12 protein-coding genes are annotated in these 11,820 nt (G+C 67.0%); 4 read left to right on the top strand and 8 right to left on the bottom strand.

Annotated elements, in window-relative coordinates; translation table 11 throughout:
- Positions 1 to 172: 172 nt before the first annotated feature.
- Positions 173 to 1,789 (bottom strand): alpha/beta hydrolase, encoded by a 1,617-nt coding sequence (locus AB0N89_RS22630; RefSeq protein ID WP_364207414.1) that lies wholly within the window; start codon positions 1,787 to 1,789, stop codon positions 173 to 175.
- 203 nt (positions 1,790 to 1,992) lie between these two features.
- Here AB0N89_RS22630 and AB0N89_RS22625 point away from each other — a divergent pair, with 203 nt between their 5' ends.
- Positions 1,993 to 2,271, top strand: a complete 279-nt coding sequence (locus tag AB0N89_RS22625) for a DUF3311 domain-containing protein (protein ID WP_364207412.1) — start codon at positions 1,993 to 1,995, stop codon at positions 2,269 to 2,271.
- Positions 2,268 to 3,911, top strand: coding sequence for a monocarboxylate uptake permease MctP (gene mctP / locus AB0N89_RS22620; protein ID WP_364207410.1), 1,644 nt, complete (start codon positions 2,268 to 2,270; stop codon positions 3,909 to 3,911). Before AB0N89_RS22625 ends, mctP begins: the two co-directional genes overlap by 4 nt.
- 81 nt (positions 3,912 to 3,992) lie before the next feature.
- Here mctP and AB0N89_RS22615 read toward each other — a convergent pair whose 3' ends face one another.
- The 4 genes from AB0N89_RS22615 to AB0N89_RS22600 all read right to left on the bottom strand — a co-directional run bounded on the left by AB0N89_RS22615 (position 3,993) and on the right by AB0N89_RS22600 (position 7,717).
- The gene (locus tag AB0N89_RS22615) at positions 3,993 to 4,916 is read right to left on the bottom strand and encodes a helix-turn-helix domain-containing GNAT family N-acetyltransferase (RefSeq protein WP_364207409.1); all 924 of its coding nucleotides are present in this window, start codon (positions 4,914 to 4,916) and stop codon (positions 3,993 to 3,995) included.
- Positions 4,917 to 5,153: 237 nt separating this feature from the next.
- On the bottom strand, positions 5,154 to 5,303 hold the full coding sequence (locus AB0N89_RS22610; protein WP_005155873.1) for a hypothetical protein: 150 nt from the start codon (positions 5,301 to 5,303) through the stop codon (positions 5,154 to 5,156).
- A gap of 358 nt (positions 5,304 to 5,661) precedes the next feature.
- A complete protein-coding gene (locus AB0N89_RS22605) occupies positions 5,662 to 6,852 on the bottom strand; it encodes an ATP-binding protein (protein WP_364207407.1) in 1,191 nt (396 codons plus the stop codon).
- A 103-nt stretch (positions 6,853 to 6,955) separates the two neighbouring features.
- On the bottom strand, positions 6,956 to 7,717 hold the full coding sequence (locus tag AB0N89_RS22600) for a MerR family transcriptional regulator (RefSeq protein ID WP_364207405.1): 762 nt from the start codon (positions 7,715 to 7,717) through the stop codon (positions 6,956 to 6,958).
- A 71-nt stretch (positions 7,718 to 7,788) separates the two neighbouring features.
- Here AB0N89_RS22600 and AB0N89_RS22595 point away from each other — a divergent pair, with 71 nt between their 5' ends.
- On the top strand, positions 7,789 to 8,820 hold the full coding sequence (locus AB0N89_RS22595) for a glycerophosphodiester phosphodiesterase family protein (protein ID WP_364207403.1): 1,032 nt from the start codon (positions 7,789 to 7,791) through the stop codon (positions 8,818 to 8,820).
- A gap of 130 nt (positions 8,821 to 8,950) precedes the next feature.
- Positions 8,951 to 9,457 (top strand): DoxX family membrane protein, encoded by a 507-nt coding sequence (locus AB0N89_RS22590; protein ID WP_364207402.1) that lies wholly within the window; start codon positions 8,951 to 8,953, stop codon positions 9,455 to 9,457.
- 90 nt (positions 9,458 to 9,547) lie between these two features.
- On the opposite strand, the gene AB0N89_RS22585 is transcribed toward AB0N89_RS22590, so the two are convergent.
- From AB0N89_RS22585 to AB0N89_RS22575, 3 genes are all read right to left on the bottom strand, one after another.
- Positions 9,548 to 9,919, bottom strand: a complete 372-nt coding sequence (locus tag AB0N89_RS22585) for a YciI family protein (protein ID WP_364207401.1) — start codon at positions 9,917 to 9,919, stop codon at positions 9,548 to 9,550.
- A 98-nt stretch (positions 9,920 to 10,017) separates the two neighbouring features.
- Positions 10,018 to 10,821: an ABC transporter permease gene (locus tag AB0N89_RS22580; protein WP_093935018.1), complete on the bottom strand. Its 804-nt coding sequence runs from the start codon at positions 10,819 to 10,821 to the stop codon at positions 10,018 to 10,020.
- On the bottom strand, positions 10,818 to 11,771 hold the full coding sequence (locus AB0N89_RS22575) for an ATP-binding cassette domain-containing protein (protein ID WP_364207398.1): 954 nt from the start codon (positions 11,769 to 11,771) through the stop codon (positions 10,818 to 10,820). The genes AB0N89_RS22580 and AB0N89_RS22575 overlap by 4 nt, the downstream gene beginning before the upstream one ends.
- Positions 11,772 to 11,820: the final 49 nt, after the last annotated feature.

Below are 11,820 nucleotides of genomic sequence, written 5' to 3'. Positions count from 1 at the left end.
GGTTTGGTTTTTTTTTTTTTTTTCCTTGACACCCTAGACCTCCGCCCCACCACCCACCAGCCCCACCGAGTTACCCCCAGCCTGTGGACAACTCTGTGCACAGGTCTGTGGACCGTTCAAAAGAAGGGCCCCGCCGAGCCGAAACTCGACGGGGCCACAATCCCTAGGGGCTTCAGCCGCCCGCGGGCACCGGAAGTGGGAGTCCGGGGAGGCTCTGGTCGTTCGGCACCTTGCCGTCGACGAGGTAGTCCTCCACGACCTTGTCCACACCCGTGTTGCCGCCGGCGTAGATGCCGTGGTCACCCTCGCCGGTCACGGTGATCATCCGCGAGTTGGCGAACGCGCGGTGCGCACGGGTCGCGCCCTCGATCGGGGTCGCCGGGTCGTGCACCGACTGGACGATCAGCACCGGCGGGACGCCGCGGCCGTCGAGCTTCGGCAGGTCGACCGGCTTGTTCTTCCAGAAGATGCACGGCTGGATCAGCCAGCCGGCGCCGAGCAGCGGCAGATCGCGGTCGATCAGCTTCTGCGACTGACGGATGACGCTCTGCCGGTTGCCGGTCCACGGGCCCTCGTTGCAGGGGATGGACCAGAAGCTGGCGTTGTAGGCGTCGCCGTCGCTCGGGACGAACAGCGGCTGCGGGCCGATGACGCCGTCGGCGTCCACGGTCTCCGCCTTGACCTTCTGCGCGGCCGTGGCCTTCTGCTGCTGCGAGCCGGAGCCCTCGGTCAGCGTCTTCAGGTTGACCAGGTAGTCGGCCAGCGCGGTGAAGTTGCGCTTCGAGTACAGGTACGAGGCGATGGTCGAGTCGAGCGCGTTGGCTGACACCGGGACGCCGTCCACCTCGACCGGGTTCTGGGTCAGCGCGAAGCGGACCTTCTCGTAGCTCTGGCGCGCGGCTTCACCGTTCTTGCCGAAGCCGTAGACCTTGTCGTACTTGCCCATCCACGGCAGGAAGTCCTGACGCCAGCGGCGCTCGAAGCCGAGCGGCTGCCCGTCGAACGAGTTCTGCCAGGTCGTGGTGAACTCGGTCGACGAGTCCAGCAGGAAGCGGCCGGTGCGGGTGGGGAACTGCTGCGCGTAGTGCGCGCCCAGCCAGGTGCCCGCCGAGTAGCCGACCCAGTTGATCTTGTCGCGGCCCAGGAGGGCGCGCAGCAGGTCGATGTCGCGGACGGTCTGGGCGGTGTTGATGAGCGGGCCCAGCTCGCCGGACTTCACCTGGCACGAGTCCGCCGCGTACTTGGTGGCGTCCAGGATCAGGTTGAGGTTCGCCCGGCTGCGGTCACGCGGGTCCAGGTCGGAGCCGGTGCCGATCGCGTTGCCGCAGGTGATGTTGGTGCTCTTGCCGGTGCCGCGCGGGTCGAGACCGATGATCTCCTGGTTCGCGCGGAGCTTCGTCTGGTTACGCAGACGGGCCGGGAAGTTACGGCCCGGAGCGCCGGGCCCACCCGGGTTCGTGATGACGCTGGCCGTCGCGGTGCCGCTGGTGGCGGCGAGGCGGCTGACGGCGATCGTCAGGTCGATGCCCTCGTTCGTCTTGTACCAGTTGCGCGGCGAGCGGTAGGTCGCGCATTCGATGTTCTCGGCCCCGGGAGGCGGCGCGGACGGCAGCTCGTTCGCCGTGCACTTGTGCCAGTCAAGCTTCTGGTTCGCGTACTGCGCCGGAATGTTGGTGGAGTTCAGAGGCTGCTGTTTGGCAGCCTCCGGTCCTGCGAACGCAGGAGTGAACCCGGCCAGCATGGTGCCGGCGACAGCCGGGATCACCACCGCATAGCGGAGTTTCTTCATCCGATGCCCCTTTGATCTTGCGTGCGAAGTTCCTGTTCGCGACTGCGGCTATTGATATCCGGCGAGGAGCGGGACGGCAACCGCCCTTCGTCGGATGGGGCGTCGCTGATCAAATCGATATCCGGCAGACGTGACCCAGGTGGGCGGGAGGTTCTAGGGTCATCGGGTCCATCCGGGGTTACGGGAATGTTAGGTGAGGGCCGATGGCGTCAGGTAAGGCAGACGGGAAGGTGAGGGGCTTTCAGTTCAGCCCCTGGAACCTCCTGCTGATCATCCCGTTGCTGGTGCTGATCACGTCGCTGTTCAATTCGGACGGCCCTCGGCTGTTCGGGATGCCGTTCTTCTACTGGTTCCAATTCGTGTTCGTGGCGGTCGGCGTCCTGTGCACGTGGATCGTCTTCGTGATGACGAAGGACAAGCCGACCAGTGACCGTCCCGACCGGCTGTCCGTGGACAAGCTCGACGAAGGGGACGTCAAGTGACCAACATCCAGTGGCCCGAGCTGATCATCTTCACGGTCCTCTTCGCGGTGGTCACCGTGCTCGGCTTCGTCGCGTCACGCTGGAAGGCCGGCAACACCCTCGACCACCTGGACGAATGGGGTCTCGGCGGCCGCAAGTTCGGCTCGTGGATCACGTGGTTCCTGCTCGGCGGTGACCTCTACACGGCGTACACGTTCGTCGCCGTCCCGGCGCTGATGTTCAGCGCCGGCGCGATGGGCATGTTCGCGCTGCCGTACACGATCATCGTCTACCCGATCGTGTTGATGCCGGCGCTGCGCATGTGGTCGGTCTCGCGGGTCCGCGGGTACGTCACGCCCGCCGACTTCGTCCGCGGCCGGTTCGGTTCGCCGACGCTGGCGCTGCTGGTCGCGATCACCGGCATCATCGCGACGATGCCGTACATCGCGCTGCAGCTGGTCGGCCTCGAAGCGGTGCTGCGGACCATGGGCATCAACGGTTCCGGCATCGTCGGTCACCTGCCGCTGCTGGTCGCCTTCATCATCCTGGCGGTCTACACCTACCAGTCCGGGCTGCGCGCGCCCGCGCTGATCGCGTTCGTCAAGGACATCCTGATCTACATCGTGATCCTCGTGGCGATCATCTACCTGCCCTCGAAACTCGGCGGGTGGTCGGCGATCTTCGACTCGGCGCAGGCGAAGTTCGACAAGACGCCGTCGAAGGCGGACGGAATCCTGCTCAACGCGAACAACCAGTTGCAGTACGCGACGTTGGCGCTCGGTTCGGCGCTCGCGCTGTTCCTGTACCCGCACTCGCTCACCAGCGTGCTCGCCTCACGCGGCCGCAGCGTGATCAAGCGGAACATGGTCGCGCTCCCGGCGTATTCGCTGGTGCTGGGTCTGCTGGCGCTGCTCGGCTACGTCGCGATCAGCGCGTCGGTCTCGCCGATCACCAACAACGCCACCGGCAAGCCCGACACGAACACCGTCGTCCCGGTGCTGTTCGACTCGCAGTTCTCGTCGTGGTTCGCCGGGATCGCGTTCGCCGCGATCGGCATCGGCGCCCTGGTGCCCGCGGCGATCATGTCGATCGCGGCGGCCAACCTGTGGACGCGCAACATCTACAAGGAGTACATCAAGAAGAACGCGACGCCGGGCCAGGAGGCGAAGCAGGCCAAGCTCGCCTCGCTGATCGTGAAGTTCGGCGCGGTGGCGTTCATCCTGTTCATCGACCCGCAGTTCTCGATCGACCTGCAGCTCATCGGCGGTGTGCTGATCCTGCAGACGCTGCCCGCGGTCGCGATCTCGCTCTACACGCGGTGGTTCCACCGCTGGGGCCTGATCGCCGGCTGGGTGGTCGGCATCGGCTGGGGCCTGATCATGCTTTACAACATCCCGAACCTGGCCACCAAGAAGGCGCATTTCGGTGGCTCCGCGTTGGCGCTGGACCAGCTGTCGATCTTCGGCTGGCATCCGTTCAGCGGTTCGCAGCTGCAGATCTACGTCGGGTTCGTGGCGTTGGTGGCGAACCTGCTGATCGCCGTGATCTTCACGGTGATCGCGCGGCAGCTGAAGGTCTTCAACGGCACGGACGACACCGCGCCCGAGGACTACCACGCCGACGAGCACGACAAGGATCTCCGCGAGATCGGCGTCCACTAGCCGGCTCCGGGAAGAGGCCGCGTCCTGCCGGGACGCGGCCCCTAGCTGCCGGACGAAGTCCGTCCCGGCGGTGAAGGACGGTCAGAATTCCAGTCGCCAGGTCTCCCCGGTCAGCTCGTGACCGAAGCCCGGGATCGTCTCTTCGCTCACCAGCCGGAAGCCGGCCTTCTGGTAGATCGACCTCGCCGCGTCCAGCATCGAGACCGTCCAGAGCTCCATCGCCGGGTAACCCGACGCCTTCGCGAACTCGACACACTCGGTGACCAGGCGTTTCCCGACGCCGCGTCCCCGCGCGGCCGGTTCGAGGAGCAGCATCCGCAACTTCGCGGTGACACCGTCCTCGGCGGGCATGCAGAAGACGCTGCCGACGCGCTCCCCGTCGAGTTCGGCGATCCAGCCCGCCTGCCGGGGCTCGTCGCGCTTGTCGACGTATTCCGCGACGACCCGGGCGACGAGGGCTTCGAAGCGCTCGTCCCAGCCGTACTCGCGGGAGTACAGGGCGCCGTGCCGGTGGACCACCCACCCGAAGTCGCCCGGCCGGGGCGGACGCAGGACCAGCGTGGGATCCGAAGCGCGCTCGCCGACCAGCGACGTGATCGTGTCCATCGCGCCGAGCAGCCGCTTCTGCTCGTCGTCGCCGAACCGGCCGAGCAACGAGCCGATCCGGCCCACCGACCGCGCGTCGAGGACGGCGAAGGCCTGGTGACCGTTCTCGGTCAGCCTGACGACCTGACGGCGAGCGTCCTCGTCGCTGCGTTCCCGCGTGAGAAGACCGCGGTCTTCGAGCCTCGCGAGCAGCCTGCTCGCGTACCCGGCGTCGAGGTCGAGACGTTTGCGCAGGTCGGTGACCTGGGTCGGATCCTGCTGCGCGAGTTCGAAGAGGACCCGGGCCTCGCTCAGGGAGTACTCGGCGTCGGCCGGTCCTTCGTCGAGGATGCCGATCACGCCGGTGTACAGGCGGTTGAAGGCCCGGACGGTCGCGACCCGATCCGCGGTGCGATTCATTTGACCACCTCAACAGATTCGTTGACTGAGTCAAACATTACCCCGCGAAGCGGTGAAGGCAAGAAATTTCCGAAGGGGTCCGGACATATGGAAACCCCGTGATGCTGCCAGGTCGGGGGTCCGCCAGCATCACGGGGTCGTAGTGGGTATCGACGCCGCGTTCCACGGCGTTACACTTCACGCACTATGTGTCGTAGGTCACTCGAATGGGCGACACCTACAACGGTTGTTGTCGGGTCAGCGCATGTGCGTGTGATGCGCCTGGGAGATAGCGATGAGCTCCTGACGAACGGTCGCGGTGGCCGCGGTGTCGATCGCCCGGTTCAGGGCCCGGCGAGTGCGAGCCTCGGCGCGACGGGCACGGAGCTTGGCGGCGATGTTGTTCATCGGTTTAAGTCATCCCCTTGAGGGTCTTGTGTCTCGGTGGCTGTGCTTCTAGTATGCACCCTTTTTCACAAGGAAGCCAACGATTATCCGGTGATGTGGCACACCTGCCGATGAATCATCGGTGACAAGAGCTCAAATCCGGAGAGATTTGGTGTTGCCGGTCACTTCTTGATAACGCTGAGCGTCTTTGGTGGCGTCCCTGGAGGGCTTCGTACACCCGTATGGAGCAGCTCAGGGCTGTCGGCCGAAGGTTTGGAGCACTCCAGACTCGCGCGCCGACGTTTCATCGGCGCGCGAAAAGGCCGCGTAGCACTCTCTATGGCTTTCTAGGTTTGACGCTATAAATCTTGAGAGAGGCTTAGTCCCGGCCGAGCAAGTAGTGGCCGAAATGCGGCACGGTGAAGGCGATGTGCCCGCGCTCGGCGGAGTAGACCAGGCCCTTCTTCATCAGGCTGTCCCGCGCCGGCGAGAGCGACGAAGGCTTCCGCCCCAGGTAGACGGCCACATCGGCGGTGCCGGCGGACTCGTCCCGGCCCTGGGTCAGCTCGGCCATCGCGATCAGGTACTCGCGTTCGGCGGGCGTCGCGCGCTCGTAACGGGAGCCGAAGAAGCCGACCGCGAGCTCCGATTCGGCCTCCGGGGCGGCGACCTGGACGTCCTTCACGGTGATCGGATCCGCGGGCGCGGCGTCCCAGGCGGCCTTGCCGTACGCCTGGATGAAGTACGGATAGCCGCCGGACGCGTCGAACAGGGCGTCCAATGCCTCCGGTTCGATACCGGCGTCCTCGCGTTCGATGGGCGCCATCACCGCGAGATCGGCGTCTTCGCGTTCGAGCCTGTCGATGCGCGCGTAGCGGAAGAGGCGCTCCGAGTACGACTTCGACGCCGAAAGGACCGCGGGCACGTGCGGCAGTCCCGCGCCGACCACGACCAGTGGCGCCCCGGACTGCGAGAGTTCGTGGCAGGCGGCGCAGAGCGCGGAAACGTCCTCGGGCAGCAGATCCTGGATCTCGTCGATCAGCAGCGCGACCCCGGTGCCGACGTCGGCGGCCAGTTCCGCGACCTCGGTGAACAGTTCGACCAGGTCGATCTCGATGTCGCCCGAATCGGCGCGGCCCTGCGCGGCGGGCACGTCGATGCCGGGCTGCCAGCGGTCACGGAGCTTGGCGTCCGGTTTGTTGGCGCGCAGCGCGAACGCCTTGAGCACGCCGAGCACCTGCTCGACGCGATCCGGCGCACGATGGCGCACGGCGAGGTCGCGGATCGCGCGATGCAACGCGGCCGAGAGCGGCCGCCTGAGTTCGGTGTCCGGGCGGGCTTCGATCTTGCCCGCGCCCCAGCCGTGCTTGATCGCCTTCGAGCGCAGTTCACCCAGCAGCACGGTCTTCCCCACGCCGCGCAGGCCGGTCAGCATCAGGCTGCGTTCCGGTCTTCCGCGCGCGACCCGTTCGAGCACGACCTCGAAGGCCTGGAGTTCGCGTACGCGACCTGCCAGCTCGGGCGGCCGTTGACCGGCGCCCGGGGCGAAGGGGTTGCGGATGGGATCCACTCTCACACGCTATCGGCGTTTCTAGCGTGGACCCGATATTCCGCCATAGAACGATAGGCGTGTCGCGCTGACGGAAAGACGGGTCTGCAGCCCCGTCTTCCGTTTACTCGCTCAGGTTGCGCTCGGCGTAGACCGCCATCGCGTCACGGATGTACTCCGCGGTGCCGGCGCCGTGCTTCTCGTCGTACTGCCCGTAGCGCGGGTCGTCGACGTACAGCTGTCCGAGACCGGCGAAGTAACCCTTCGAGACAGCCCGCACGGCCGGCCGGAGCCACTCGTACAGCCGTCGCGTGATCGCTTGAGCCTCATCGCCGTCGGCGGGCAGGCCCTGAGCGCGGGCCTCGCCGAACGCGGCCGCGATGTCCTGCTGCTCCTGCTGGTGCGCCTTCTTGTCCTCGGCGCTCAGCGACTTCCACCACCGGTCGCCCTGCTTGTAGGCGTCGGCGCCCCAGCGTTCGGTGACCTCCTTCTCGTACTTCGTGTGGTCGAAGCCGTCGAACACTTCCGTTGCCATCAGTCGTTCACCTCTCTCCGTCTTCTCCAAGGTCGTCCTGACCGATTCGATCTGCCGTCCGAGCCGCTGTCGCTCCTGCTCCAGCCACTTCAGGTGCGTGCGCAGCGCCGCCGTCGTGTCCTGCTCCCCTTCGAGGACTTCGCCGATCGCGGGCAGGCTCAGCCCGAGTTCGCGAAGCAGCAGGATCCGTTGCAGCCGCACCAGCGCGTCCTGGTCGTAGTAGCGGTATCCGTTGTTCCCCACCCGGCTCGGTTCGAGCAGCCCGATGTCGCCGTAGTGGCGCAGCGTGCGGCTCGTGGTCCCGGCCGAGCGGGCGATGTCCTGGATCGACCACTCCTTCTCGTTCGGCATGTCCACGAAGGTAGAGGTTGACGTTGCGTCAAAGTCAATCGAAGTTCACCCGTCCGTGGGATGGTGCCCGGATGAAGACATTCGCGCTGGTCATGGCCGCTGCGCTGACCCTCGGCACGGCCGGGGTCGCCGACGCGCATCCGCGTCGCTCCTTCGACATCCAGGCCCACCGCGGCGGGCTCGGCCTCACGGTCGAGAGCACGCTCGCGTCGTTCGGCAAGGCGATGGAGCTGGGGGTGACCACGCTCGAACTCGACCTCCAGATCACCAAGGACGGTCGCGAGGTGATCACCCACGACCGCAAGACGACACCCGCGAAGTGCCGCGACACCGCGCCCGCGACGCCCGGCGACCCGGCGTACCCGTATGTCGGCAAATACGTGAAGGACCTGACGTTCGCGCAGGTCCGCACGCTGGACTGCGGTTCGATCCGGCAACCCGCCCACCCCGGCCAGACACTCTCCCCCGGCGCCAAGATGCCGACGCTCGCCGAGCTGTTCCAGCTCGCGCGCGACCACCGCGCCTGGGGCATCAGGTTCAACATCGAGACCAAGGTCGAGGCCGCCGCTCCGCAGGAGACCGCGCCGCGTGAGCAGTTCGTCCAGCGGGCGGTGCGCGAGATCCAGCGCGGCGGTTTCGCGCACAACGTCACCGTCCAGAGCTTCGACTGGGGCTCGCTGATGCTCCTGCGGAAGGTCGCACCGTGGATCCCGACGGTCGCGCTGACCCAGCCGGAGTTCCTGCAGGCCGGGCAGCCGGGCAAGTCGCCGTGGCTCGGCGGGCTCGACATCGACGACTTCGGCGGCAGCCCCGTCCGCGCGGTGAAGTCGTTCGGCGCGAGCGCCCTTTCGCCGGTGCACGGCAACCCGCAGGGCGGGAAGGTCGGCGACCCCGATTACCGGCCGTTCACGACGAAGGCGCTGGTCACCGAGGCGCACCGCGCCGGGATCAAGGTCGTGCCGTGGACGATCGACGACCCGGCGACCATGAACAAGCTCGTCGACGACGGCGTCGACGGGATCATCACCGACTATCCGGACCGGTTGCGGCAGGTCGCGGCCGACCGCGGCTTCAAACTGCCGAGGGCGTATCCGGCCCGCTAGCGGAATCTAGCGCTGTCTAGTGCCAGAGAAATATTTCGGGATACTTCGTTAGCGCGGTTCGGCGGCGTGGCGGGCGGGAAGACTGGGGTTAGGTTTGTTTCCCGGGCCCGGATCCAGAAAGGTTACGACCGTGATTCTCCGTCGCGTCGCACGTCCGCTCCTCGCCGCGATCTTCATCACCGGCGGGATCGGCGCGCTGAGGGATACCCAGGGGCACGCCAAGGCCGTGGAGCCGTTCCTCACCGAGTCCTTCGACAAGCTGGAGGGCGTGGTGCCGGAATCGGTGCCGCGAGACCCCGCCACCCTCGTCCGGATCGACGCCGCGGTGAAGGTCGGCGCCGGGGTCGCGCTCGCCGCGGGCAAGGCGCCGCGCCTGGCCTCGCTGCTGCTGCTCGGCAGCCTCGTCCCGACGACGCTGGCCGCGCACCGGTTCTGGGAGATCAAGGAACCGGCCGAACGTCAGCAGCAGCAGATCCAATTCGTCAAGAACGCCGGTCTCGCCGGTGGCCTGCTGCTGGCAGCCGCCGACACCGCCGGCAAGCCTTCGCTCGGCTGGCGCGCCAAGCGGGCCGCGTCGAAGACGGAGAAGCGCGCCGAGAAGCTGGCGAAGAAGGCTGAGAAGGCCATCACGAAGTAGCTCGGCTCCCAGCGGAAATGTCATGAACGACCCTTTCCTGACGAAAAACGTCAGGAAAGGGTCGTTCATGACATTCGCGGGACCGCGGCGTCACTCGGTGAAAGCGGCGATGTCCTCCGCCTCGACGACCGTGCGGACCTCGACCTCGATCTCGTCGAACAGCGCCGCGTAGGTCTCCGCGAAGGCGACGGCCTCCGCCAGGTCCTTGGCGTTGATCAGCGCGAACCCGCCGATGACCTCCTTGGTCTCGGTGAAGGGGCCGTCGGTCGCGGTGATCTTGCCGCCGCGTCCCTTGCGGACCTTCGCGCCCCGCTCCGACGGGTGCACGCCCTCCGCCGTGATGAGGATGCCCTTCTTGAACGAGTCCTCGATGAAGGCGCCCATCGTCTCGATGAACTCCTTGCTGGGGTTCCAGGCTTCCGGGGCGCTCTCGTCCAGCCGGTGCATCATCAGAAACCGCATCGCTGCTCCTCAGTGTCTTGGCGAGGCTGTTTCTACCTCGCCTTCACCGACGCGTCGAGCGGCTCGACGGCGCTTCGACATTTCGTTCAAAAGTTTTTCTAGCGGCTCGCGACCTTCTTGTACTGGGCCGTCGCGAGCGGCGCGAAGATCGCGATGATGGCGATGCAGCACAGGATCGCGTACAGCGAAGCGTGCTCGGCCGGCCAGCCCGTCGGCGCCACTCCGAAGCGGTTCCCGAACAGGTCACGCGCCGAGTTGATCACCGCGGTGAACGGGTTCCAGTCGGCGATCGCCTTCAGCACGCCCGGCAGCTTGTCCGCCGGGACGAACGCCGTCGAGATGAAGCTCAGCGGGAACATCCACATCAACCCGGCGCTCTGCGCCACCTCGACACTGCGCGCGACGAGCCCGATCCAGGCGCCGACCCAGGACAGCGCCCAGGCGAACATCAGCATCACCAGGTAACCGAGCACCGCGTCGAGGAAACTGCCGCGGATCCGCCAGCCGACGAGCAGCCCGCACAGCGACATGACGACCAGCGCCACGACGCTGATCACCAGGTCGGACGTCGTCCGCCCGAAGATCACCGCGAGACGGGAGATCGGCAGCGACCGGAACCTGTCGATGATGCCCTTCTGCAGGTCGTTCGCGAACCCGATCACGGTGAACGCCGAGTTGAACGCGACCGTCTGCGCGAAGATGCCGGCGATCAGGAACTCGCGATACGCCAGGCCGCCCGCTTCCCCGCCGATCGCGTCGCCGAAGACGTACGCGAACAACAGCACGAACATGATCGGCTGCAGCGTCGCCGCCATCAGCCAGTCCGGGTTGCGCTGGACGTTCTTCAGGTTCCGCCAGGTGATCACGCCACCGTCGGAAAAGGCCTTCGCGACCGCGCTCACTTCTTGTCCCCCTCGTCCGTGGCGTGCCCTGTCAGCGAAAGGAAGACGTCGTCGAGCGTCGGCCGGTGCAGCGCGACGTCCTGGACGGCGACGCCCTGCGCGTCCAGCCGCCGCAGCGCCTCGATCAGCGCCTTCGGCCCGCCCTCGACCAGGACGTCGACCTTGCGGGTGTGCTCGTCGACCGACGGTGTCCCCGAGCCGACCTCGGCGAGCACCTGGGTGGTCGTCGCGAGGTCGTCGGCGGAGGCCACGACCAGTTCCAGCCGTTCGCCGCCGATCTCCTGCTTGAGCTCGTCGGCCGTGCCGCGCGCGATGACCTTCCCCTTGTCGATCACGACGATCGAGTCGGCGAGCTGATCGGCCTCTTCCAGGTATTGCGTGGTCAACAGGACCGTGGTGCCGTCGGCGACGAGCTCCTTGATGACCTCCCAGGTGTCGATCCGGCCGCGTGGGTCGAGCCCGGTGGTCGGTTCGTCGAGGATCACCACGGTCGGCTCGGCGACCAGCGCCCCCGCGAGGTCGAGCCGTCGCCGCATCCCGCCGGAATACGTCTTGGCGGGCCGATCCGCCGCGTCCTCCAGGCGAAACCGCGCGAGCAGCTCACGCGCCCGGGACTTCGCCGCGGCCTTCTTGCTGCCGTACAGCCTGCCGACCATGTACAGGTTCTCGAACCCGGTGAGGTTCTCGTCCACGGCCGCGTACTGCCCGGACAGCCCGATCGACCGCCGGACGGCGTCGGGCTGGGCCAGCACGTCGTGCCCGGCCACCTCCGCCTCGCCCGAATCCGGGCGGAGCAGCGTGGTCAGGATGCGGACGGTCGTCGTCTTGCCGGCGCCGTTCGGCCCCAGCAGGCCCAGCACCTTGCCCGTCGGGATCGACAGATCGACCCCGTCGAGGGCCCGGGTGGAGCCGTAGGTCTTGACCAGGGCTTTCGCCTGAACTGCGAACATGCGGACAAAATAGACCCCGGCACCGACAAAGGCACCGGGGTTTTCCCCG

Source organism: Amycolatopsis sp. NPDC089917 (assembly GCF_040684635.1).
Taxonomy (GTDB): Bacteria; Actinomycetota; Actinomycetes; order Mycobacteriales; family Pseudonocardiaceae; genus Amycolatopsis.
This window is presented reverse-complemented; position numbering and strand designations above follow the sequence as displayed.